Genomic DNA, 23,637 nt, shown 5'->3' with positions numbered 1-23,637 from the left:
TTGCTCCACAGTCTATAACGTCACCCCTCTTTCTCCCATGAATATGGATAAAAAGACTGTTCCCGGCTGAACACTTCGCTGCGTCTTAGACTGGCATCAGGACAATAGAATCCTGCTGTGCCCATTCTTCCGCTCCTTATCTCTTTGAGCCCTTATCTTCTGGGCGCCTTATCTTCTGGGCGCCTTATCTTCTGGGCTCAAAAAATGCATATTCCGATACAACAAAGCTTTTAAGTTCAGAAGCGAGCCAGCACAAGACATTGTAATATACTACAATTACAGAATTATCATTAAGCAATATGAAATTTTATTGTCCGGTATTTTTTCCTGGTAGGCAAATATTTCAAGTCAAGAAAGATGCATCCACTCAGCAGCCATGCATCGCAGGAGGTCCGACATGCAGGGAATTACAGCCGCCAACAACCAGATGCTCAGCGATCTTATAAGCACTTGGAAACTATCTGACTGCCAGGGGTGCCTCCCGCAGAATATAGGCACGGCCACAGAGGAATTCCAGAAGACCTTCCTTGCCGTACTGGACCAGAACGGCGGCTGCGATCCATATCTCTACGAAAAAGAAGCAAGACCTTCGTCTTGTTTAGGAACGGACGCTGGAGAGTCGATGCAAAGCTACGGCTCTGCCGCCTGCAACCCAAATGAAAAAGTGGAAACGACATCTTCTTCTGGAACGAGCGTGAACGTAAAACGCTCTGTGGCAGGTCCTCAATCCACTTACATGGCAGCCATTACGACTGCCAGCGGGCTGCACCTGGAACTGGAGCTAAGCGATGATGCGCGCATCACCGACCTGGAAGACGGCGGTATATCCGTAACCTATCGGGGAAGCGGCGAAACCCACGTATACGATGCGGCAGGCAACAAGACCGTGCGCCAAAACGAATCCGACACATTCGCAGGCACGGACAAGGACGATATATTCATCAACCTGCGAGGCTCCGAAGTGGACGGCGGTGCAGGCAACGACACCATTATCAACTTTGCCAACAACGCCACCCTTCACGGCGGCGACGGCGACGATACAATTATTCTGGCGCGGGCTAGCATTGGAAACACTATCAACGCAGGGGGGGGAAACGACAGCCTGCAGGGTGGTGTTGTTCTGAAGTCCAACATTGATATGGGAGACGGAGACAACAAGGTCGACCTTGATAGACTTGGTGATGGCACAAAAATGCTTTTGGGAAGCGGAAACAACACTATCAACGTGAATCGGATCAGCCGTTCAAGTATTGCAGTGGGAAACGGAAAAAATATTTTTGATGTCAACTATTTAGTCGGGCCTGAAATATCTCTAGTGGATTGATTTTTATTAACAATTCTCCTTGTACAATGTAGTATTTTCGACCAGAGAACGTTGTGAATTCGTATAAAACCGGTCGAAATGATGCAGCGAATGGCGGGAGAATCATGAGGGCAAAACCCAAAAAACAGCCGCAGGGTACGTTCCTTTACCCAGACCTTCTGGACCAGCTCAATCCGAAGGCTCCGCTCCTTCAATTGGCGAGGAGAATTCCCTGGGGGCGATTCGAGGAGGAGTTCGCCGGACTCTACAGCGACCAAGGTCGGCCAGCCAAGCCGCCCCGGCTAATGGTCGGGCTGATGCTGCTCAAGCAGTTGGAGAATCTGAGCGACGAACGGGTCGTGGAGGCATGGACGCAAAATCCCTACTACCAGGCGTTTTGCGGTATGACCGAGTTCCAGTGGAAGCTGCCTTGCGATCCCACGGATTTGATCTATTTCCGCAAGCGCATTGGCGAGGACGGGGCACGACTGATTTTCGAGGTCTCCGTGGAACTGCACGGTGATGACGCCAAAGAACGAGAGATCACGGTGGATACCACGGTCCAGGAAAAGAACGTAACCTTTCCTACCGACCTGAAGCTTTTGACCAAAGTCATCGAGGGCTGCCGTAAGATCGCGGACAGCGAAGGCGTCGGTCTACGCCGCAGCTTCAAGCGCACGCTCCCCAAGCTTCGGCTGAAACGGATGAAGATGGCCAAAAAGGCGAGGAAGATGCGGACAATGGCTGGTGCCTTGATCCGTGAACTCCGGCGCAAATTGCCGGGCGAAGCCCTGGGCCGCCACCAGGAGCGACTTGACCTGTACGAGCGGGTCAAGGACCAGAAACGAAGCGACAAGAATAAGGTCTACAGCCTACACGAACCCGATATTCTCTGCATCTCCAAGGGTAAAGCGCACAAGCAGTACGAGTTCGGGCGCAAGGCGTCCATCGCGGTCACAAAAACTACGGGTATCATCGTCGGCGCGATGTCGTTCAACGAGAACGTCTACGACGGCCATACGTTGCCGGATGTCCTCGAACAGTGTTGGGAGGTCACCGGGGTCTGTCCGTCCATGGCGATCTGCGACCGAGGCTACAGGGGCCTGAATCAGGTCGGTGACACGCAAATCCTCATCCCAAAGCCTCCGAAGAAGAAGGACACACCGTACCAGCGCCTTATGGCGCGGCTCCGCTTCCGCCGTCGGGCGGCTATCGAGCCGGTGATCGGCCATCTCAAACACGATCACCGCATGGCCCGGAGCTATCTCAAGGGCGCGGTCGGCGACGCCATTAACTTGTTTATGGCCGCAGCGGCGTTCAACTTCAGGAAGTGGATGCGGAAAATCGGAGAGTTTTTTGCGCTCTTGGCGTTTCTGCTCCTCGGCAAAGACTCAAGCCGACGGCTGGCGGAAAATGTGGCGTAGAAGCTGAAACGGGTTTTTCAGGCCTGACTAACTATTGAAAATTGATAAAAAAAGACAATAAAAAAATTTAATACTGCTTAAAAAGTGTATTGAAATAACCTTACAAACTTCTTACTTTTAGATTCCAAAGGATCTTATTGATTTACCTTTCCTGCGGTCAATAATTGCATGAGAATATGTAGTAATAATAGCGCAACGCTCCAACCTTCAGTCCACACTACGCAAAGAAGCAAAGCCACATTTGGGATCAAAAGGAAAAATAGCATTGAAAAAAGAAATATATCGCACCAAAATTATTGAAGATTGCCGTTTAGTATTTCAGACAAAACACAAGGTTTTGCTGGTTCAGGCGCAGGCAGGACAGGGAAAAACAATACTGATCAGGCAATTTGAGGAAAATTCGGCTCATCCCTTTGCATGGGTGACTTGCACAGAAAACGACTCACCGCATGTACTTGCAAAAAAAATATTCCAAGCAATAACTTATCAATCTAGCCCCCACTCCGCTCTGTCCGACATTTTAGTATTGGAGACTATTTCTTCAGTGGAACTTGTGCTCTTTGTTCCGCAGATCATCAAATCTTACCTTGAATCACAGCACTCCCCAATTACCTTAGTTTTTGATGACACCCACCTACTGGATGGTTCACCGGAAAGCCTTCAGCTCTTACGCGGGATTGTTGATGCAACTCCCGATTTCGTCACCTATGCCGTTGTTTCCCGCAAAACGCTGACACTCAACAACGCCCCTCTGTTCCGAAATTCGGAAGTAATACAAGTTGACAACGAATTGCTTGCCTTCAGCAGGGAAGAAGCGGCGTTACTTTATCTGGAGAAATGGGGCATCCCGATAGAACAGACACAGCTGAACAGATTGATGGATATGACTGAGGGATGGGTCACAGGTCTCACACTTTTACGAAATTGGATTTCCGCCGGTGGTGGAGGACAAGATCAACCAGAACTTTTAGCGTCCTATTTTTCCGATCTGATTTCTGGACTCAAGGATGAAGAAAAAGAAATCGTCTACCTATTTTCTTTGCTCAATGACCTTCCCACCCCTCTGATTCAGGATCTTGGAATGACGAAAGGCCTTCCCTGGCTGAAGGAATTGGCCGAAGACCAAATGTTTGTATACGAAAGAAAAGAGGGGAGACAGGTTGTTTTTCGGTTACATCATTTTTTCCAGGACTATATCAGAAAAGAATTAAAAAAATTTACTTCTTCAAATGCCACCAAAAATTTTCTCGTTGGTGCGGGAACATGGCTGTTTGAACTCGGCCATATAGAGCTAGCCCTTACATGCTACCGCCGTGCGGAGGCTTGGGATGCCATTGATGATGCGCTGCAAAAATATGCAGAGATGTCTCCTCTTCTTTGGTATCATGAACCTCTTTCAAAAGAGCTTATGGAGATCCCACCCCAAATACAACTTGACTATCCATGGATTGCCTATTCAATTGGCGCCATAATGATTTCTTCTTACAAAGAAGAGGGGATACAATACATACTTAAAGCTCTTGAAAAATTTAGTAAGAAAGAGGACAGAAACGGCGAACTCGCAGCACTCTCTTTTTATATAGTATACAATGTAATGCATAATCCGAATTTTAAAAATATATCCATATTCATAAAACAAGCAGTTTCTTATTTTAAGGAAATACAAGATGTCATTTCACCACAAATGACTGCAAAGGTCTGTCAGGCCTTGATACTAGGAGCTGTATACCAAGAAAAAGACATCAATAAGGCAAAATACTATTTAAATTTAAGTCACTATATATCAAGTCCATCAACAAAGCATATCGACACGCATCTTTTTCTTCCTGGAATACTTATTGATGGTGTTGATGGAAACATAAACGCCGGGTTAAAGAAAATCTCTCTTGTTTTCCCAAATGCAAATAATCCTGTCACAAGTATTGTCACACGATTTTCCCTATATTTTGTTCAGGCAAATTTTGTACTGATGAGTGGTGCATTTGTTGCTTATGAGAAAGTAAAAGAGGCGTCGTTTCTTTTGTTTGCACCTCTTATCAGAAATACATATTTTGAGTCATTCTTTGCGATATGGGACGCGGACCTTTATCTCAGCAAAGGCGAGTACGAACAAATTCTTTCTATGCTCCAAAGAAAAAAGAAAGAGCAGCAAGCAAACACACCGCATATACTCTCCCAATTCTGCCACTATGAAATGTTGGCCAATGCCCACCTCGGTAATTTCCCTCAAATGAAGTCAGCAATGCATCAGGCATTGCGTAGCCGGGCCCATAACGGTGGGGGATACTTCATTCACCTTACCCATATGCTCACAGCCTGCGCTCTGGTGTTGGCAGACGAAACGAGCAAAGCTGAAAGAATTTTTAACAAGGTATTACGGTCTCCAGCCATCTACCATACACCAACTGCCTATGCTTACCGAGCATTTATGCGCATACGCCAGGAGGATACCCGGCGTGCCAAGGAAGACGTTTCGAGTTTTCTACAGTTGATGGAGCGATTTGAAAATTTACATTCTTTCGGCCTGTCTCCGAAGATTATGGAGGTAGTGCTTCCCTTTGCCGTAAAAAATAAATTGCATGAGAAAACGGCTCGTCTGCTTAGTCGCGAACGGCTCGAATGCGACATCCTGGATGATGGGACAGTTATCCCCCTGTTGCATATTGATAACATTGGGCCGATGCGGCTTCGCATGGGGGACAAAGAATTTTCAGCCGAAAAGATTCCCGGTCGCCTAAAAAGAATTTTGGCTCTCGTTGCGGATTCTCCCGCCATGAAACTCACCACTTCAAAAATTCGTACAAGTCTTTGGCCGAACGATGATGACGACGAAACGGAAGGGCGTTTTGACGCTATGCTTTCAAGGGCACGTGCAGATTTTTCAAAAATGTTCGGCAAAAAAATGGCCAAGCATCATGTTGTGACTCAACAAAAGACACTGTCCCTCCCACATTGCGTGACCCACGAACAAAAAGCAGTGGAACTGGGGAAACAAGGGCAGTCTTTATTTACCGTCGAGAGATTCTGGGAAGCACATACTAAATTTATTGAAATGGCTCATTGGCTGGGCCCCTCTTTCCTGACTCCAAAATTTTCCAAATCACTCGGCGACAACACCTTGGAATGGCTGCCAGAAACGCTTCTGCAGTGGGCCATGCTGCTAAAACGTTGCAACGATTGCCCGAAGGCTCTGGACATTATTGAACAAGCTTTGGACCTTGAACCATTGGACGACTCCTTACTGCGAGAAAAGTACACCTTGCTAACATTGCTTAATAAACCGGCGAAGGCTGCCCAAGCCCTCAAGGAGTACGGCAAGCTCCTACGGGAACATGACTTTTCAGATGATCAGGTCGCAGAAATTATCGACAACGTACTCTACGCGCGATAAAAATCGCTTTTCCTGCCGCCTACGATGTGCCAACGATGGGCAAGCCCCGTATAAAAAATGGACATTGGGCACAAATCTGGACACAAAACCTGTGTAATCTCTGGAGCGCTGGACACCTCTAAAATAAGATAACAACCCAACATGCTTAAACTATTTGAAGTAGTTCATGCTCTCTAATGCCGGCAACAGGGGGAGGCAAATTCCCTTGGGGACGCCCAAAAAGAACGCAAGCAGTCAGGAGCAATTGCACAAGCCCCTTGGCCTAAGAAAATCAACCATCCTTTAATATAGCCTTGAGTCAAAGAATTGTTTACGTGCATTCTGACAAGCTCAGACGTGGTTTTAACGGCCCCACTGGGCCACTTTTGCATGAGCTGTTTTAGTCCTTTTTTTTTTTAAAGCAACAAGCAGGTGTCGGTTTAAAAAAATTCTGTAGAAGTGTTTGAAAGTGTGTAAGAGGAATATCTTAAAACTACGCAGGATATTTCTGTTCCTTCCACCTACTCCTTCCGCTTTCCCCAAATCCTTTTCACTTGCCGGTCGAAGTCCGATTCTATCTTTTGCGTTTTGTTGAATTTTTCATATTCCGCAAAGGCCTTTTGCTCTGCCCGCTTTCTGGATATTGAGCCGAATCCATCAAGCACTTTGTATTCATTGAACTCCAGGAATTTGTTCACGCTGGTGGCAAAGGCTTCCATGGTAAACGTGGTCCTTTGTTCAATGATGTTTTCGATATAGTCGAAGAAGCCGGACACCGTACGCTCAAGCCGTCTGATTTCGTTTTCGGACAGATAGTTCTTGCCTATCACGACATCGGATTTAAGCACCCTGTCGTCGGGTGCATTTTTATAAGTGGTCAGCCCCATGAAGGGCTTGTTGGCATCGGATCGGTCATGGATGATCTCCGAGGCTGTCTTGCCCGTAATGGCGAAATGGAATTTGTCCTGCACATGGGCATAGAAATTTCTGGTGGTCTCGGAACTCGGGTCGTAGTCAATACTGCATTCGGCGAAGATATCCGTAATTTGCTGGTAGATGCGTCGCTCGCTTGCCCGGATGGAACGGACACGTTCAAGCAGCTCGCGGAAGTAGTCTTTTCCGAAAAAACGTCCGTTTTTCATTCGCTCGTCATCGAGGGTGAATCCCTTGATGAGCAGTTCCTTGAGTTTGCTTGTCGCCCATATTCTGAACTGGGTGGCTTTGGAGGAGCTTACCCGGTAGCCGACGGATATGATGGCATCCAGGTTGAAAAATTTTGTCTTGTAATTCTTACCATCTGCGGCAGTTGTTTCCAAAATGGAAACAACTGAGTTCTCATCCAGCTCTCCCGATGCAAAAATATTGTTCAGGTGCTTGGATATCGCAGGAACGCCGACGCCAAAAAGTTCGGCAATCCTTTTTTGGGGAAGCCAGATGTTCTCATTCCGGACAAAGACTTCCACCTTCACCTTGCCGCCCGGCGCAGTGTAGAGAAGAAATTCTGTTGTTTCATCCAGTGGCGTTAAGCCTTTTTCTTTGTCCATATCCGGCCAACCTCCCAGTCTCGTTTTTGCTAGGCGAATTGAAAATCAGTTTTCAGGCAATGTCTGCGTGCGCTTCCGTTCCGCAAAGTAAATTCTTCAATTTTCGGCCCGGTGTCTACCTTCGTTCCCCGGCGCGTCGGGTCATCTTGCGGTATGCATCCTGGGCCACCTCGCTGGCGCGCATAAGGGCGTCATCTCGCAGATGGGCGTATCGCTGGACCATGGATGGTGTTTTGTGGGTAAGGAGCCGTTGCAGCGTGTACATGTCCACTTGGCCCGAGCTGGCCAGTGTCGAAGCGAAGACATGCCGAAGACCATGCATGGGGCGGAAGTCTTCGGGGAGTCCGGCATTGTCGCAAATGCGGCGCAGGGGAATGCGCAGGTCTCTTGTGGGACCGTTGTCTCGCCCTGGGAAGACGTATTCGCTTTGTTTACGGGGATGGTTCTCCAGAACGTCTCGGACGGCATTGTTCATGGGAATGCGTTGGTCGATTCCCCCCTTGGGGTCCTTGAGCAGGATAAAGCCGCGTTCAAAGTCCACATGTCTCCATTTCAATTTGAAAATTTCATTCTTGCGCATGCCTGTATACAACGCCACACGCATGACGTTGGCTGCGGTGCGATGAGGGCTGGCGTCTATGGCGTCCAACAGAGCGGCAAGCTGCTTGGGGCTGAGGTCTTCGGTTTTGATGTTGTTGATCCGAGGCATTTCAAAATATAGTTGGCCCGGATTGATGGGCGGACACAGACCGCGTTTGGCCCCGAAATTGATGATGCGTTTGAGCAGGACAAGCCCCTGCCGCACGGTTGCGGGGGCAAGGCCCAGATCCTGAAGCTTGCGCCGGAGTCTGTCCGCATCTGTGGTGACCAGGTCTTCCGGCATTCTGTTGCCAAAGTTCTTTAAAAGGTATTTCCGCCAACGGTTGCGGTCGTCCCGTATACTCTTGTTTTCCTGCTTGGCGTCATAAAACGCTTCCCAGATTCGGGCGATGGTCATTTTGTTACGCTCGGCCCGGACCTTTTCACGCCGTTCCTCATTGGAATCAAGCCTTCCCTCAATGCGCAGAACCCGTAACCGATGGGCTTTGGCTGGCGTCATGCGGTCCCGGAGTTGGCGTCCGGCTTTTTCCTCGACGAGCTTTCTGTTCTTGTAGTACCGGATATAATAGATTCGGTCGGTATTTCCCGTGGCAGGATCTTTTCCGTTGATGAAGAACACACCCTTGTACGTGGTTTTGTGTCGTTGACGGGCAGCCATTTCGAGACCGGTCTCCTTATCTCAGCTGGTGCATCTCAGGCGGAAGGGGAGGGAGCTATTCCCCATATTATTCCCCACAAGGTTCCCCAAATTAAGGCAATTATGGGGAAAATCAAATAAGCTGGGTTAAAGAGAGTTTTTCTGTGAATTAAAGATGTTACGGCAGGATTAAGCTCGAAAAAACAACCCGAAACAGAACTCAAAATCCGCCGGGTTCACGCCCTTGAGAGTTCGAGTCTCTCTCCCGGTACCAGCAATAAATACAGGGTGTTACAGTCTTTCTTTAAAAGAGCTGTGGCATCCTGTTTTTTTGTTGTTCCTCAATTTGGGCCCGTATTGTATCCTCCCTGTCTCCCATTTGTGCTCCTCCACCTCCATAAATAGACCCTTTTGTTGGCACCATCTTTCAGGATGGGACATGTTATAGCCTGGCATTTGGAGGTGCGTTTTTGGGTGGCATATCTATAATCCGAGCGTCCTGGGTATAAAAAAAGCATTTGGGAGTATGTGTTTTTTGTGTCTTTTGATTAACGTCCACTTTTGAAGAGGCACCAGTCTGTACCGCTTAAACATTATGCTGACTGAGGCCATCGGGCTGGAGTCTGATTTGCGTGTAAAATGTCCATCATCCTGTTTGCAGAAAAGGTGCGGCCAATGATAAAAATAGTGCGAGCCAAACTTCATGGAATTCATGTGACGGGTTGCGAGCTTGATTACCACGGCTCTATTACCCTCGACCCGCTCATCTGCCGGAAAGCGGGAATTTTTCCACTGGAATTTGTGTACATATGGAACAAGCACAGCGGACATAGAATATCCACCTATGTGATATACGGAGAACCCGGCTCTCGGTGCTGCGTAATCAACGGGGCGGCAGCTCGAACATGCCAGAAAGGGGACCCTGTCATTGTTTGCGCCACGGAATATGTGGCATCTCCGGAAAATTTGTGGACCATTGTTCCCAATGTCCTGCCATTTTCACCTTTTGATGAGATTGAAAATCACTTTCTTTATGAGGTGGGGCAGGACGCCGACTCAGGGTATACTTTTTTCATTAGTCGGGCCTGAAATATCTCTAGTGGATTGATTTTTATTAACAATTCTCCTTGTACAATGTAGTATTTTCGACCAGAGAACGTTGTGAATTCGTATAAAACCGGTCGAAATGATGCAGCGAATGGCGGGAGAATCATGAGGGCAAAACCCAAAAAACAGCCGCAGGGTACGTTCCTTTACCCAGACCTTCTGGACCAGCTCAATCCGAAGGCTCCGCTCCTTCAATTGGCGAGGAGAATTCCCTGGGGGCGATTCGAGGAGGAGTTCGCCGGACTCTACAGCGACCAAGGTCGGCCAGCCAAGCCGCCCCGGCTAATGGTCGGGCTGATGCTGCTCAAGCAGTTGGAGAATCTGAGCGACGAACGGGTCGTGGAGGCATGGACGCAAAATCCCTACTACCAGGCGTTTTGCGGTATGACCGAGTTCCAGTGGAAGCTGCCTTGCGATCCCACGGATTTGATCTATTTCCGCAAGCGCATTGGCGAGGACGGGGCACGACTGATTTTCGAGGTCTCCGTGGAACTGCACGGTGATGACGCCAAAGAACGAGAGATCACGGTGGATACCACGGTCCAGGAAAAGAACGTAACCTTTCCTACCGACCTGAAGCTTTTGACCAAAGTCATCGAGGGCTGCCGTAAGATCGCGGACAGCGAAGGCGTCGGTCTACGCCGCAGCTTCAAGCGCACGCTCCCCAAGCTTCGGCTGAAACGGATGAAGATGGCCAAAAAGGCGAGGAAGATGCGGACAATGGCTGGTGCCTTGATCCGTGAACTCCGGCGCAAATTGCCGGGCGAAGCCCTGGGCCGCCACCAGGAGCGACTTGACCTGTACGAGCGGGTCAAGGACCAGAAACGAAGCGACAAGAATAAGGTCTACAGCCTACACGAACCCGATATTCTCTGCATCTCCAAGGGTAAAGCGCACAAGCAGTACGAGTTCGGGCGCAAGGCGTCCATCGCGGTCACAAAAACTACGGGTATCATCGTCGGCGCGATGTCGTTCAACGAGAACGTCTACGACGGCCATACGTTGCCGGATGTCCTCGAACAGTGTTGGGAGGTCACCGGGGTCTGTCCGTCCATGGCGATCTGCGACCGAGGCTACAGGGGCCTGAATCAGGTCGGTGACACGCAAATCCTCATCCCAAAGCCTCCGAAGAAGAAGGACACACCGTACCAGCGCCTTATGGCGCGGCTCCGCTTCCGCCGTCGGGCGGCTATCGAGCCGGTGATCGGCCATCTCAAACACGATCACCGCATGGCCCGGAGCTATCTCAAGGGCGCGGTCGGCGACGCCATTAACTTGTTTATGGCCGCAGCGGCGTTCAACTTCAGGAAGTGGATGCGGAAAATCGGAGAGTTTTTTGCGCTCTTGGCGTTTCTGCTCCTCGGCAAAGACTCAAGCCGACGGCTGGCGGAAAATGTGGCGTAGAAGCTGAAACGGGTTTTTCAGGCCTGACTACTTATGGGCAGACCGGCAACGACACCATCTATGCGGGAACCGGAAACGATACGGTAAACGGCGGCGACGGAAACGACCTCATCTACGGCGAGGAAGGCAACGACACGCTGTACGGGGACGCCGGAAACGACATTCTGTGCGGCGGCGCAGGTGCGGACTCCATCGACGGCGGCGACGGAAATGATGTCCTTACGTACCATACTGCCACTGCCGGAATTCTGCTGGATCTGACCGGTGCGGTCGCCAACCAGGGCGACGCTGCCGGGGATACCGTAACCAATGTAGAACAGATCAGCGGAACCGCATACAACGATACCATGCGGGCAGCGGACCAGGGCATCATCTTAGCCGGTGGCGCAGGCAACGACGTGCTCATTGGCGGTTCCGGCAACGACTCGCTGTTCGGCGAGGAAGGCCAGGACGAGTTGCAGGGCGGAGCCGGGAACGACTTGCTGGCTGGTGGGGCGGGCAACGACATCTACGTTCTTTCCGCGGGAATACAGGCCGATCAGGTTCGTGAACAGGCCAACGAAGGCAACGACTACATCTACGTGGCAAGCGATGTAAGCCAGATCCAGGTGGGCAAGAACGGGACAAACCTGATCATTGCCAGCTCCAACGGCACGGACGGCTTTATCATCCAGGATTGGTTCACGACCCAGTCCGTGGAATACCTGGCCTTCCAGTCCAACGGCGCAGTCTACAACCTGGCGGACGTGGTGGCGGCCTACATTCCCACTGCCGCATCGTCCGCGGACACCGTACGCACCGCAGCCGTGAACACGCAGCTTGCCGCCATGTCCACGGAAGCAGCCGACGACTTTGCCGCCGACGTCCAGATCGTCGGCACTACCGCCGATGTGGCGGAGGCTCTGGTACTGGCATAGTGCATGACTCTGCACAGGGCCTCGGCGCCCTGAGGACTATCTGATTACTCCCATCCACAAAAAAAGAGCGCCCTGGACATATGGTCCGGGGCGCTCTTCATTACTTGCAAAAACCAAGGGCCGTTAGATGGCGGCCTTTCTGGCTTCTTCGATGTAGATATCGTTCAATCGCGTGGCAATGGGACCGGGCTTGCCGTCGCCAATGGTCACGTTGTCGACTTCCAGCACAGAGCACACAAAGGCGGTGGCAGCTGTAAAAAAGGCTTCCTTGGCCTTTTTGGCCTCTTCAACCGTAAAGGGACGCTCTTCCAGCTTGATGCCCTGCTCCGCAACCAGTTTGAGGACAGCGGCGCGGGTAATGCCGTGCAGGATGGAGTTGGACAGGTTGCGGGTCACGATGGTTCCGTCTTCGGTCACGATGTAGGCGTTGTTCGAGGTGCCTTCGGTGACGTAGCCGTCTTCCACCATCCAGGCGTCGTCCTTGCCTGCTTTTTTGGCCAGCATCTTGGTCATGGACGGAGCAAGCAGCTGCACGGTCTTGATATCACGGCGCTGCCAGCGGATGTCGGGCGCGGAAATAACTTTGATGCCGTCCTTGGGATCGGTCAGGTTACGGGCCTGGGTAAAGAGCACCAGGGTTTCGGGCGTGTCCTTGGGGAACGCGAAATCACGGTCGGCCACGCCGCGAGTGACCTGCAGATAGATGCCGCCCTGATCCAGGGTGTTGCGGCGTATCAGCTCGCGGTGGATTTCCAGCAGTTCGTCGCGGGTAACGGGCATGGTCATGCCCAGCTCGCCCAGGGAACGCTCCAGGCGGTTGACGTGGCCTTCCCATTCCAAAATTTTTCCGTCCAACACGGCCGTTACTTCGTACACGGCATCGGCAAACAGGAAACCACGGTCGAAAATGGAAACCTTGGCTTCTTCCTCGGGCACATATTCACCATTCACATAAACTATACGGCTCATTTCATTCCTCGATATATTTGCTAGGTACAGCCCACCTCGGCTCGGCGGGCATGGATTTATCCCCACAGCCCGCTTGTGGACGGGTGGACTCCGAGATCGTCGTAAACAAGCCCTTCGGGCCGGTCCTCGGCCAGCAGCAACGGACCGTCCAGGTCCACCACGGTGGCGCCCTGTGCAACCAGCACGGCAGGCGCCATGGCCAGGGAAGAACCGACCATGCAGCCGACCATCACCTGATAGCCCTGGGCCAGGGCCTCTTCCCTCAGAGCCAGCGCCTCGGTAAGGCCGCCGGTCTTGTCCAATTTGATGTTGACCATGTCGTACTTGCCGCGGAGTCCGGACAGGGAGTTGCGATCATGGCAGGATTCGTCGGCACATACGGGCAGGACGCGTTCCATATCCAGCAGGGCGTCGTCCTTTCCGGCGGGCAGGGGCTGCTCCACCATTTCCACGCCCAGACGAACCAGCACCGGGGCCAGGCTCCGGTACATTTCCGGGGTCCATCCCTCGTTGGCGTCTACGATGATGCGGGCATCGGGCGCGCCTTTGCGCACCGCCTCTATGCGGGCAACGTCGCCTTCGCCACCGAGCTTGGTTTTAAGCAGCGGACGGAAGGCATTCTTGGCTGCCTCCGCCTGCATTTTCTCGGGAGTGGCTAGAGAGAGGGTAAAAGCGGTTATTTCCGGTCCCGGCTTGCTCAGCCCGGCGAGTTTCCAGACCGGCATATTGGTTTGCTTGGCATTCAGATCCCACAAGGCGCAGTCCACTGCGTTGCGCGCAGCGCCGGGAGGCAGTGCAGCCTGCAAGGCAGCCCTGGTAAGCGGCACGGAGCCGGAAACAGACAGGCTTTCTATCTGGTCGATCACGCTCTCCACGCTTTCGCCATAGCGGGCATAGGGCACGCATTCGCCTCTTCCCGTGCATCCGTCGTGTTCGATGACCACACGCACCACCACCGCTTCGGTCCGGGAGCCGCGGGCAATGGTGAACACCTGGGCCAGGGGAAAGACGTCCTTGTATGCGGAAACTTTCATTGCAAACCTTCTCGTGTGTTGTCTGCACAATACGCAATGGACTGTGCTCAGGACCACGCCCCTGAAAATGCAATTTCCAGGGGCGCTCACATATATATGCTAAATCTCGGCCAGAGCCGCGACCAGACGTCCTGCGCCCTGACGGTAGGGATCTACAGTGGGAACGCCCATGCGGTCTTCAACTTCCTTCAGATAGGCCAGAGCCTTGGCTTCGTCCATATGCTGGGTATTGATGGAAATACCGGCAACCTTGCAGGCGGGGTTTACCACCTGGGCCAGACGCAGCGCAACGTCGCGCAGGTCTTCCAGGGAGGGCTGCTGGTAGTCGGGCAGTCCGCGCATATGTTCGCGGGTGGGTTCGTGGCACAGGATCAGGGCATCGGGCTGTCCGCCGTGCACCAGAGCCATGGTCACGCCGGAGTAGGAGGCGTGGAACAGGCTGCCCTGGCCTTCGATGACGTCCCAGTGGTCGGCATCGTTGTCGGGCGTCAACCATTCGATGGCACCAGCCATAAAGTCGGCGATAACGGCATCCAGGGGCACGCCGTTGCCTTCGATGAGGATACCGGTCTGGCCGGTGGGACGGAAGTCGGACTTCATGCCCTGCTTCTTCATTTCCCGGTCAATGGCCAGGGCGGTGTACATTTTGCCCACGGAGCAGTCCGTACCCACGGCCAGACAACGCTTGCCGGTACGCTTCTTGCCGTTGGCAATGGGGTATTTGACGGAGGGCACACGCACGTCGTGCAGCTTTTGTCCGCTACGCTCTGCGGCAGCCACCAGATCGGGCTCGTCGCGCAGCAGGTTGTGCAGGCCCGAAGCGACATCCATTCCGGCTTCCAGAGCTTCCACCAGAATGGACTTCCAGCTTTCGGAAATAATGCCGCCGCGGTTGACCACACATACGACCACGGTTTTTACGCCAGCGGCCGCGGCTTCCTTGATGGTCAGGTCTTTGATGCCCAGGTCGGCCTTGCAGCCTTCCATACGAAACTGTCCGGCCACGGCTTCGGGCCTCCAGTCCTGAATACCCTGAGCCATCTTTGCTGCCAGAGCGTCCGGGGCCTCTCCAAGAAAAAGAAGATAAGGGGCTTCAAACATGGGTTGCTTCTCCGTAATCCAAATCCGTTTGATTGGTTATGTTCTTTGTTCCAGCGGCCGATCCGCCACGGCACAGGCATTGCGGCCGACCTTCCGCCCCGCCTTGCGGCTGTCCGGCGGACTGGAACAATGACAGATCAATTTACATGCCAGATGGCTCCGCAACAGGGCGCAAAGAAGTGTTCTTCTATTTCAGGTTCCACAACCTGCTTATTTTATTAAATAAGAGGAAGAAAAAACGAAACCCGAACAAACACAGTTCCACCTGCATGGCTGAAAAATTTCACCCGGAGTTTTACGTAAATGTAAACCAGGCAAGATTGTTTTCACTTTCGTGTAAATTATCTTCAAATTTTTCTCCGATCGGAAATATACTTCCAACAAAACATAGTCAAACGGAAAAAATTAAGCCTCATTTTTTTATAGAAGCCAAAAACAGACAGAGTTCAATCGGGCGGAAAGTGAAGGCTGGGGGGCACACCTCGAAAAGCCGCATAGACCGTGGCTTTCGAGACATAGCAAAGTACAGAATAGGAGTTTTGAAACGAGAAAAAAGACGAGACCACTGCATACAGAACTGTATTTTGTGTGGCATTATAAATTGGGTGGAACTACGTACTTGTCGCAGTTAACATTTTTGTTATTCAGCAAAACACACGCTCACGCTGGCCCATAGTCCGCGGCCTACCTTGCTTCCCGGCCTCTCATTATCTACTGCCTTTGCCAGAGCATCTGTCGCAGCCTACCTGTTCGGTTCCAGAAGGCTTTTCAGGGAGGCGGAATCCGTAAACACATCACTGTTGGCGAGATGACGCAAAAAGGCCGTGCACGCCGTGCCGGGCTTGCGAAAGGCATTGATGAAGGCATTGAAGCGGACCAGGAAGTCGAAGCCCTGTACATTGAGCACTTCCAGCCGTCCGTCGTCGATTTCCCTGCGGACCACGGAATATGGCAGGGCCGTCAGGTTCCCCTCCAGCTGGGCAAACTTCTTTGCCGTGGCAACACGCCGGACAACAATGCTGGGCTCCGGCATATGGGTATCCTTGAACAAACGCCGTACGTAAAGCCGGGTCTGCGTGCCCTTTTCCCGCCAGATGAAATTGTATCCCAGCATGTCCTCAGGCTTCACAACCTCCCTGCCGCACAGGTCGCACCCGGCAGGAGCGACGATGACCAGCCGTTCCTTGTGGATGGGAGCCTTGAGAATGCTTTTGCGTTCCACCCCGGCGCTGCCGCCGAACCCCACATCCGCCTCCCCTTCGTCCACCATCCGTTTGACCTCATGGGTGTTTCCCGAAACCAGCTCCACCTGAATGCCGGGATACAGCCTGCAGAAATCCGCCACAGCCGAGGGCAGCATGTAGGTGGCAACCGTGGCCGAGGCACAGATGGTTATCTTTCCCCGCCGCAGTTCCACAATGTCGCTGAACAGCCCTTCTATCTCGTCGTGCAGCGTGAACAGCTCCCGCGTCTTGTCGCGCAGGATTTCACCGTTGGCCGTCAGAAAGATGTTTCTGCCGCGCCGCTCGAACAGGGTGACACCATAATGATGTTCCAGCGCCTGCACATGGCGGCTTACCGCGGGCTGGGTGATGAAAAGCTCGTTGGCCGCCTTGGTGAAGCTGCCTGTCTCGCAGATGGCTGCGAATATCTTCAGTGATGTTTCATTCATAACTTCAAGTTATATTTACAATGTTTATATATCATTTGTTTTTATCCATCGATCCGCATTAAGACAACAGAAAGTTGAATGCACACAATGCAACCCGAAAAATAACCGGAGAAAACATGGCAAAAGAAATCGAACGCAAATTTCTGCTTGTCGGCGATGACTGGCGCGAGCTGGCCAAAGGAACCCACTACCGCCAGGGATACCTCAACAGCGCCAAGGAACGCACCGTCCGCGTGCGCACCATCAACGACAAAGGCTTCCTGACCATCAAGGGCATCACCACCGGGGCCACCCGCGTGGAATACGAATACGAGATTCCCTTTGATGAATGCACGGCCATGCTCGACGACCTCGCCGAAAAGCCCCTCATTGAAAAATCCAGATACAAGATCGAATTCGGCGGCTTCATCTGGGAGGTCGATGAATTCTTCGGCGACAACAAAGGCCTGGTGGTTGCGGAAATCGAACTGCCCAGCGAAGACCAGCAGTTCGAAAAGCCCTCCTGGGTAGGTGAGGAAGTGACCGGCGATCCCCGCTACTTCAACTCCAATCTCGTCAACCACCCCTACACAACCTGGTAGAAAGCCCGTTTACAGGAGCACGCACATGACAAACGTATTCGAAGCCAACAAGGCCACCTCCGCCGAAGACGCAGCCAAGATTGTCCCCAGAGCGGAATTCCGTGTGTTCGGACAGGGAATCCTGGATATCGTCAAGAAATCCATGTGGAAGGCGCAGGCCAGGCTGTTCAAGGTTCGCGAAAGCCGTGAAACATATTTCCTTTCCACGGAAACAAACGAAGCCAACGTCAAGGTCCGCGACGGGCTGCTCGACATCAAGACGAAAGTCGGAGAAACCGAAAACGGCTACGAAATCTTTCAGCCCCGGGGAAAATTCCAGTTTCCGGTGAAAAAGGCGGAAGTGGCCACCATCCTGGAAAACATGAAGGCAAGCGTGGAACTGGACAAGGACGAATACAGCCTTGACGACTTCATTGCCATCGTCAAAGCGCATCCCTCCCTGGCCGCCGTATCCATTTACAAGAAACGGTTCGGCTTCTCAGTAAACGATATTATCTGCGAGTACGGAATCATCGAATTCAACGGTGCCGTGCTGGAAACCGCCTGCTGCGAAAGCGAAGATTACGAGGGAATGAAGAAAGCCATTGAAGCTCTGGAAATCGAGTCGTTCGCCAACGTGAACTACCTGAAAGCCGCCAAGAGCGTCATCGGAATGGCCTAGGTACATCTGCCGAGGAGGTATCTAGGGTGATGTCCGCCAAATACATCTACGTATTTGGCGGTGCATGGCGGGCCAGGCCCACCATGTGACGTGCCGCTTGTTCTACCGCATGTATAACAATGCGGATTTAACGAACGCGACACGAGGAGCAAGAGCTGCCGGCCGGTATCCCGATAGGCAGCAGAAAGATCACAAAGTCCGATCCGTCAGGCTGCTCAAAAAAAGGTGCGAGAGCCAAAAGCTTTGTGGTCGCGAAAAAAATTCCAGGCCAACGCGTATTTGCCCATACGAGAGGATTTGGCTTTTTTCGAGGCAACGACGCCACCGTGCCTATGTCAGCAGCCTGCGACGGTCGTTTTCCGGCCTCCGCCGCAGGGAAGGAGAAAGAAATGAACGTCCCCATCGACAAGTCCCCTGCGCCCGCATGCGACTCCTTTGATCCGCTGGACATGCGAAACTACTCCCTGGAGAAACTGCCGACCCTGCCTGCCGGTCCCATCATGCAGGTCATCAAGAAAATCGGCGTGCCTCTGGCCGTGCTTTTCTTCTGCGTCTTTCACTTCCAGATGTTCCCTATCGATTCCTTCGCAACCCAAACCAAGGTTCCTGCCGCGCACTGCTACACCATGCTCGGCATTTTCGGCGCTTCGCTCATCCTCTGGATTTCCGAGGCCATTCCCAACTACCTTACGTCCCTCTTCCTCATCATTTCCGTGGTTATGACGGGGATACTCAAGGAAAAATCAGCCTACGCCTATTTCGGCCACCCGGTCATGATCCTCAACGTGGCCAGCTTTATCCTGGCCAGCATGCTGGTGGCCACGGGCCTTGCCAAACGGCTGGCCCTGAAGTTCATCCTCAAGGCGGGCCATCATGCAACGCCGGTCTTCTGGACCTTTCTCATCCTCAACCTCATTCTGGGGGCGTTCATCAACGCCACCGCGGCAAAAGCCGCTCTCCTGATGCCCATATTCATGGTCATCAGCGCCATTTACGGCGCAACCGGGGGGGACAGCCGCAACAACTTTGCCAAAAACCTGGTGCTGCAGAACCTGCTCGGCATCAACGTATCGTGCAGCGCATACATGACAGGCTCCGCCGCCAACCTGGTGGCCGCCAGCATGCTGGCCGGTGCCGGGGCCCAAATCTTCTACATGGACTGGTTCATAGCCCTGGCGCCCCTGGCCTTCATTGTGCTGGTGCTGGGCTGGCTGGTGGGCACACGAATCATCTTCCCGGTTCGGGGCGACGAAAACTACCCGTCCATTGACGGCGGACTCGACCGCCTTCGCGCGGAACTGAACAGCATGGGGCCGATATCCCTGGATGAAATCAAGGCTGCGGTCATCTTTCTGCTGGTTCTCGCCTTTTGGGCCACGGACAAACTGCACGGCCTGAGCGCCACGGTCGTGGCCCTGGCAGGTGCCGCCTTCTGCCTGATGCCGTCCTTCTCCAACCTGCCCAAGATCGGCGTCATCGACTGGAACAAGACCGACATTCCCTGGCACCTGCTCATGTTCAGCTTTGGTGCGTACGTGCTGGGCGGCGGCATCAAGAAGACCAACATCGTGGGTATCGGCATCAACAACCTGTTCGATGCCATGGGGCTGAACGGCGACCCCAACAAGCTGCTCGTCTTCCTGGTCATTGCCGTGCTGTTCAACTACTCGTCCATCCTCAACCAGAGCAAGACGGCCAGAACCATCATATTCTTTCCGATCATCATCGGCATTGCCGAAAACTTCGGATGGGACGTGCTGGGCTTTGCCCTGCCCATGGCGTTTCTGATCAACCAGGTCTACGTCCTGTATTTCAACAGCAAGCCCGCAACAATCTGTTACCTCACCAACCACTATTCGAGCTTTGAATCGTTCAAGTACGGCGTTGCAATGCAAACCGTCGTGCTTTTATGTCTCATCCCCTGGGTGCAGTACGTCATGCCCCTGATGGGATTCGACAGCAAACTCTGGTAGTTGGCCTCTCACTCATCGAGTGCGGAGGGTTGCCCCCCTCCGCACCTCCTTCCGCCGCCATCCAGGCCCGCAGCCATAACGGGCAAGCTGTGCCGCGCGTCTTTACGCCCGGAACCGGAAAGCCCATTCTCTGCAACCTTCAACCCTCTCGGATCGACATCATGGGAATCAGCATTTTAAAAACCGGCATCAAGATCGAACGTCAGCTCGACGACTTTCTCAACCAGATCAGTGAGGCAGGACTGATATTCAAATCCGGCGCGCACGCCTACCTGACCGGAGACATGGAAGGGCTTATGGCCCAACTGACCAACATCACGGAAAAGGAACACCGGGGGGACGATCTGCGGCGCGACATAGAGACCAAGCTCTACACCAAGACCCTTATCCCGGAGTCACGGGGCGACGTTCTGGAACTGCTGGAAAGTATGGATTACCTGCTTGGCGGCTTCAAGGGAGCCCTGTGGCGTTTCGAGATAGAAGGGCCGGAAATTCCGCAGAAATTCCACGCCCGCATGCTGGAACTCATCGACAACGTGGTGGAAACGGCCGAAGCCATCGTGCGTTCGGCCCGGGCCTTTTTCAAGGACCTCTCCTCGGTATCGGACCACATGCACAAGGTGTCGCACTGGGAAAAGGAATGCGACAAAACCGTCTCCCGACTGCAACGGGAAATCTTTCACGACAAGGAACTCCGCCTGAGCCACAGGATGCAGCTCGCCAGCTTTGCCCAAAAACTGGACAAGATTGCGGACAAGGCCGAGGACGTGGCGGACAAACTCGCCATCTACGTCATCAAGCGTTCGCTGTAAGGGGCCTGGAACATGTCATCCATTTTCTTTTCCAGCGGCCTTTTTCTCGGCTGGTCCCTTGGCGCGAACAACATGTCCAACGTCTTCGGCACGGCCGTGGGCACCCGCATGATACGCTTCCGCACGGCCGCCATCTGGTGCAGCGTCTTCGTCATTCTGGGCGCGGTGGTCAGCGGAGCGGGAGCCACGCAGACCCTGGGCAAGCTCGGTTCGGTCAACGCCCTGGCCGGTGCGTTCATGGTGGCCCTGTCTTCGGCCATCACCATGTTTCTGATGACCAAGGCCAGCTACCCGGTCTCCACCTCGCAGACCATTGTCGGTTCCATCGTGGGCTGGAACCTCTTTTCCGGCTCGCTCATCGACTACGGCGCGCTCACCAAGATTCTCTCCACCTGGGTCTTTTGCCCCATCCTTTCCGCGGGCTTTTCCATGGTCATGTACATTGCCTGCCGCAGGTTCATCATGTGGCGCAAACCGCACATGCTGCAGCAGGACCACTTCACACGCATGGGGCTTCTGCTGGCCGGTATTTTCGGTTCCTACGCGCTGGGGGCCAACAACATCTCCACGGTCATGGGGGTCTTTGTTCCCATTTCCCACTTGAGCCCCATCCGCGTCTTCGACCTGTTCACGCTCACCGCGGCCCAGCAGCTCTTTTTCCTGGGCGGGCTGGCCATTGCCGCCGGGGTGTTCACCTACTCCAAAAAGGTCATCATGACCGTGGGCGGTGGAGGCATCATGAAGCTCTCCCCCGTGGCCGCCTTCATCGTGGTGGTCTCGCACTCGCTGGTGCTGACCATCTTCTCCTCGCAAGGGCTCAGCAACGCCTTTGTATCCATAGGACTTCCGCCCATTCCGCTAGTGCCGGTGTCCAGCTCGCAGGCCATAGTGGGTGCGGTCATCGGCATCGGGCTGCTCAAGGGCGGACGCGGCATCCGCTGGCGGACCGTGGGTGCCATTTGCAGCAGCTGGGCGGTTACGCCGGTCATTGCCGCGGTCATCTGCTTTGTTTCGCTGTTCTTCCTGCAAAACGTCTTCATGCAGCAGACATACCGCCCCGAAAGCTACCGGATTACGGATGCGGCAGTGGAACGGCTGGCCCCGGTTGTCGACGTGCACAGCCTGGAGGCATTGCGCGGGCAGACCTTTGCATCCGCCAGGGAATTCAAGAACGGCCTGGACACGGTCCGCGCCTTTTCGCATGAAGATACAGGCCGCATCATGCAGGCGTGTCGGCTGGCGCCCATCCGCTTTACCCCGGAACTCGAGAACGTGCTGAAAAAGACCGGCCCCCTGCCCCCAAAGGACCTCAACGTCTTGGCCGGGCAAAACTTCTTCCACAGATGGCAATTGGAAGAGGCGTTGCAGAAGCTGGTGCAGGCCAAGGCGGAAATGCAGAAAAACACGATACAGAAGACAGCCGACGTTTTATACGCGGCATGGGAAAAAACAACTTCGTAGAACAATTCCGTAAACGGGCAGGGTATGTTGCATACCCAAAGAGGACTCTCCAACAATGAGGTACATCGTATGAAAAAGACAGCGGCTACGGCGTGTACAGTCTCTCTTGCGGTTCTGCTCCTCGTATTTTCCACTGCGGCACTGGCACAGGCAAGCGAAGCCTCCCCCACGGCCCAAAAGAAAGATCTGAAAGCCATAGAATACCATTACCAGCTGGACCCGTCCGGCGCTTTGGACGCTTCCGGAAATCTGGCTCCGGAATTCCTCCAGCAGATGGCCTTCATCACCTGGAAAAACACGCCGTCTCTCAAACGCGGCTTTTACGTGGACACCGAAGACCGCTTCCTGAAAAGCCAGCGCAAGGTACTGCGGGTCCGCTTCGATCTTGCCAAGCCCAAAAAATCCAAAATCACGCTCAAGTCGCGCGGCAGCAACCTTGCCAGAATCGATAGGCTGCTGCCCGGCACCGAAGGGGAAATCGACTCCTTTTTCGGGCAGGACCAGTACTCGTTTGCCGTGGATACGCCCATCCCAAGCAAGGATTTCAACCTGGACGCCATGACGCCCGAAGACGCCCTTGCCTTTCTCAAAGGGCATAACCAGGCTGTTTACAACCTGACTGCTCCTCTGCGCGACCACGCCAATATTTCACCCCTCATGCGCACGCCCAGCGCGACCATGCTCATTTTCAAGGGAACTGCGGCCGAAGGACCGTACAAGGGCATGAAGGTGGAACTCCAGGTATGGACGCTTCACGACGGGGCAAAGCCGTATCTGGCTGAGATAGGTTTTGACGGTGACCTGACTGAAAGACCGTCTCTGAACGCCAAGGACGTCTGGCTTTCCTCGCAGCTCAAAGCGCGGAACCTGCTTGCCGCCGATCCGGGAACCTCTAAAACGGAACTGACTTTTCAGGCCGCAAAAAACTGACCGTCCAACGGCTCTCCTTCCCTTTTCGGAACCTCCAAGGCCCCCTGCAGCGAGCGGATGCACAGGGGGCCTTGGTTTGTCGAAATGCTTTTGCCCAATACCAATTCACGCTGGGCAGACAGCCCCCATACATCCAC

Annotated in this window: 16 protein-coding genes and 2 pseudogenes; 12 read left to right on the top strand and 6 right to left on the bottom strand. The window is 53.3% G+C overall.

Annotated features, from left to right (window positions below; all coding sequences use genetic code 11):
- Positions 1 to 397 precede the first annotated feature (397 nt).
- The 3 genes and pseudogenes from ACI0FJ_RS17420 (at position 398) to ACI0FJ_RS17410 (ending at position 6,118) form a co-directional block, all read left to right on the top strand.
- Positions 398 to 1,324 carry a hypothetical protein gene (locus tag ACI0FJ_RS17420; protein WP_424305473.1) on the top strand — a complete coding sequence of 309 codons (927 nt, stop codon included), beginning with the start codon at positions 398 to 400 and terminating at the stop codon, positions 1,322 to 1,324.
- Between the two features lie 104 nt (positions 1,325 to 1,428).
- Positions 1,429 to 2,643: pseudogene (locus ACI0FJ_RS17415) on the top strand (IS5 family transposase); the annotation flags it as partial.
- Between the two features lie 349 nt (positions 2,644 to 2,992).
- The gene (locus ACI0FJ_RS17410; RefSeq protein WP_424305471.1) at positions 2,993 to 6,118 is read left to right on the top strand and encodes an AAA family ATPase; all 3,126 of its coding nucleotides are present in this window, start codon (positions 2,993 to 2,995) and stop codon (positions 6,116 to 6,118) included.
- 500 nt (positions 6,119 to 6,618) lie between these two features.
- On the opposite strand, the gene ACI0FJ_RS17405 is transcribed toward ACI0FJ_RS17410, so the two are convergent.
- Positions 6,619 to 7,641: a virulence RhuM family protein gene (locus tag ACI0FJ_RS17405; protein WP_424305469.1), complete on the bottom strand. Its 1,023-nt coding sequence runs from the start codon at positions 7,639 to 7,641 to the stop codon at positions 6,619 to 6,621.
- Positions 7,642 to 7,756: 115 nt separating this feature from the next.
- Complete coding sequence (locus ACI0FJ_RS17400) at positions 7,757 to 8,899, bottom strand: tyrosine-type recombinase/integrase (protein WP_424305467.1); 1,143 nt, start codon at positions 8,897 to 8,899, stop codon at positions 7,757 to 7,759.
- A 618-nt stretch (positions 8,900 to 9,517) separates the two neighbouring features.
- Between ACI0FJ_RS17400 and ACI0FJ_RS17395 the strand changes: the two genes are divergently transcribed.
- The 3 genes and pseudogenes from ACI0FJ_RS17395 to ACI0FJ_RS17385 all read left to right on the top strand — a co-directional run bounded on the left by ACI0FJ_RS17395 (position 9,518) and on the right by ACI0FJ_RS17385 (position 12,306).
- The gene (locus ACI0FJ_RS17395) at positions 9,518 to 9,967 is read left to right on the top strand and encodes an aspartate 1-decarboxylase (protein WP_424305465.1); all 450 of its coding nucleotides are present in this window, start codon (positions 9,518 to 9,520) and stop codon (positions 9,965 to 9,967) included.
- A 123-nt stretch (positions 9,968 to 10,090) separates the two neighbouring features.
- A pseudogene (locus ACI0FJ_RS17390) lies at positions 10,091 to 11,305 on the top strand (IS5 family transposase); the annotation flags it as partial.
- Positions 11,296 to 12,306 (top strand): calcium-binding protein, encoded by a 1,011-nt coding sequence (locus ACI0FJ_RS17385; protein WP_424305463.1) that lies wholly within the window; start codon positions 11,296 to 11,298, stop codon positions 12,304 to 12,306. The pseudogene ACI0FJ_RS17390 and the gene ACI0FJ_RS17385, both read left to right, overlap by 10 nt.
- A gap of 123 nt (positions 12,307 to 12,429) precedes the next feature.
- Here ACI0FJ_RS17385 and ACI0FJ_RS17380 read toward each other — a convergent pair whose 3' ends face one another.
- The 4 genes from ACI0FJ_RS17380 to ACI0FJ_RS17365 all read right to left on the bottom strand — a co-directional run bounded on the left by ACI0FJ_RS17380 (position 12,430) and on the right by ACI0FJ_RS17365 (position 17,082).
- On the bottom strand, positions 12,430 to 13,275 hold the full coding sequence (locus ACI0FJ_RS17380; RefSeq protein WP_424305461.1) for a D-amino-acid transaminase: 846 nt from the start codon (positions 13,273 to 13,275) through the stop codon (positions 12,430 to 12,432).
- 56 nt (positions 13,276 to 13,331) lie between these two features.
- The gene (gene dgcA, locus ACI0FJ_RS17375; protein ID WP_424305459.1) at positions 13,332 to 14,309 is read right to left on the bottom strand and encodes an N-acetyl-D-Glu racemase DgcA; all 978 of its coding nucleotides are present in this window, start codon (positions 14,307 to 14,309) and stop codon (positions 13,332 to 13,334) included.
- Between the two features lie 99 nt (positions 14,310 to 14,408).
- A complete protein-coding gene (dgcN, locus tag ACI0FJ_RS17370) occupies positions 14,409 to 15,410 on the bottom strand; it encodes an N-acetyltransferase DgcN (RefSeq protein ID WP_424305457.1) in 1,002 nt (333 codons plus the stop codon).
- Between the two features lie 742 nt (positions 15,411 to 16,152).
- On the bottom strand, positions 16,153 to 17,082 hold the full coding sequence (locus ACI0FJ_RS17365; RefSeq protein WP_424305455.1) for a LysR family transcriptional regulator: 930 nt from the start codon (positions 17,080 to 17,082) through the stop codon (positions 16,153 to 16,155).
- Positions 17,083 to 17,198: 116 nt separating this feature from the next.
- Between ACI0FJ_RS17365 and ACI0FJ_RS17360 the strand changes: the two genes are divergently transcribed.
- From ACI0FJ_RS17360 to ACI0FJ_RS17335, 6 genes are all read left to right on the top strand, one after another.
- The gene (locus tag ACI0FJ_RS17360) at positions 17,199 to 17,663 is read left to right on the top strand and encodes a CYTH domain-containing protein (RefSeq protein WP_424305453.1); all 465 of its coding nucleotides are present in this window, start codon (positions 17,199 to 17,201) and stop codon (positions 17,661 to 17,663) included.
- 25 nt (positions 17,664 to 17,688) lie between these two features.
- Positions 17,689 to 18,324 carry a hypothetical protein gene (locus ACI0FJ_RS17355; RefSeq protein ID WP_424305451.1) on the top strand — a complete coding sequence of 212 codons (636 nt, stop codon included), beginning with the start codon at positions 17,689 to 17,691 and terminating at the stop codon, positions 18,322 to 18,324.
- 389 nt (positions 18,325 to 18,713) lie between these two features.
- Entirely contained in the window at positions 18,714 to 20,297 is a 1,584-nt protein-coding gene (locus ACI0FJ_RS17350; RefSeq protein WP_424305449.1) for an SLC13 family permease, read from the top strand.
- 161 nt (positions 20,298 to 20,458) lie between these two features.
- Positions 20,459 to 21,109, top strand: coding sequence for a DUF47 domain-containing protein (locus ACI0FJ_RS17345; protein ID WP_424305447.1), 651 nt, complete (start codon positions 20,459 to 20,461; stop codon positions 21,107 to 21,109).
- Positions 21,110 to 21,121: 12 nt separating this feature from the next.
- A complete protein-coding gene (locus tag ACI0FJ_RS17340) occupies positions 21,122 to 22,570 on the top strand; it encodes an inorganic phosphate transporter (RefSeq protein WP_424305445.1) in 1,449 nt (482 codons plus the stop codon).
- A gap of 69 nt (positions 22,571 to 22,639) precedes the next feature.
- Positions 22,640 to 23,500: a hypothetical protein gene (locus ACI0FJ_RS17335; protein ID WP_424305443.1), complete on the top strand. Its 861-nt coding sequence runs from the start codon at positions 22,640 to 22,642 to the stop codon at positions 23,498 to 23,500.
- Positions 23,501 to 23,637 lie beyond the last annotated feature (137 nt).

The organism is Desulfovibrio sp. 7SRBS1, assembly GCF_049723905.1.
Lineage (GTDB): Bacteria > Desulfobacterota > Desulfovibrionia > Desulfovibrionales > Desulfovibrionaceae.
The sequence above is the reverse complement of the archived record's forward strand: the minus strand, read 5'-3'. Positions and strand labels throughout refer to the sequence as shown.

What these genes read in the sequence shown, in the direction of transcription:
- ACI0FJ_RS17420 (WP_424305473.1), top strand. Translation starts at nt 398, where the DNA reads ATGCAGGGAATTACAGCCGCCAACAACCAGATGCTCAGCGATCTTATA.
- ACI0FJ_RS17350 (WP_424305449.1), top strand. Translation starts at nt 18,714, where the DNA reads ATGAACGTCCCCATCGACAAGTCCCCTGCGCCCGCATGCGACTCCTTT.
- ACI0FJ_RS17345 (WP_424305447.1), top strand. Translation starts at nt 20,459, where the DNA reads ATGGGAATCAGCATTTTAAAAACCGGCATCAAGATCGAACGTCAGCTC.
- ACI0FJ_RS17335 (WP_424305443.1), top strand. Translation starts at nt 22,640, where the DNA reads ATGAAAAAGACAGCGGCTACGGCGTGTACAGTCTCTCTTGCGGTTCTG.
- ACI0FJ_RS17340 (WP_424305445.1), top strand. Translation starts at nt 21,122, where the DNA reads ATGTCATCCATTTTCTTTTCCAGCGGCCTTTTTCTCGGCTGGTCCCTT.
- ACI0FJ_RS17400 (WP_424305467.1), bottom strand. Translation starts at nt 8,899, where the DNA reads ATGGCTGCCCGTCAACGACACAAAACCACGTACAAGGGTGTGTTCTTC.
- ACI0FJ_RS17360 (WP_424305453.1), top strand. Translation starts at nt 17,199, where the DNA reads ATGGCAAAAGAAATCGAACGCAAATTTCTGCTTGTCGGCGATGACTGG.
- dgcN (WP_424305457.1), bottom strand. Translation starts at nt 15,410, where the DNA reads ATGTTTGAAGCCCCTTATCTTCTTTTTCTTGGAGAGGCCCCGGACGCT.
- ACI0FJ_RS17395 (WP_424305465.1), top strand. Translation starts at nt 9,518, where the DNA reads ATGTCCATCATCCTGTTTGCAGAAAAGGTGCGGCCAATGATAAAAATA.
- ACI0FJ_RS17405 (WP_424305469.1), bottom strand. Translation starts at nt 7,641, where the DNA reads ATGGACAAAGAAAAAGGCTTAACGCCACTGGATGAAACAACAGAATTT.
- ACI0FJ_RS17380 (WP_424305461.1), bottom strand. Translation starts at nt 13,275, where the DNA reads ATGAGCCGTATAGTTTATGTGAATGGTGAATATGTGCCCGAGGAAGAA.
- ACI0FJ_RS17365 (WP_424305455.1), bottom strand. Translation starts at nt 17,082, where the DNA reads ATGAATGAAACATCACTGAAGATATTCGCAGCCATCTGCGAGACAGGC.
- ACI0FJ_RS17355 (WP_424305451.1), top strand. Translation starts at nt 17,689, where the DNA reads ATGACAAACGTATTCGAAGCCAACAAGGCCACCTCCGCCGAAGACGCA.
- dgcA (WP_424305459.1), bottom strand. Translation starts at nt 14,309, where the DNA reads ATGAAAGTTTCCGCATACAAGGACGTCTTTCCCCTGGCCCAGGTGTTC.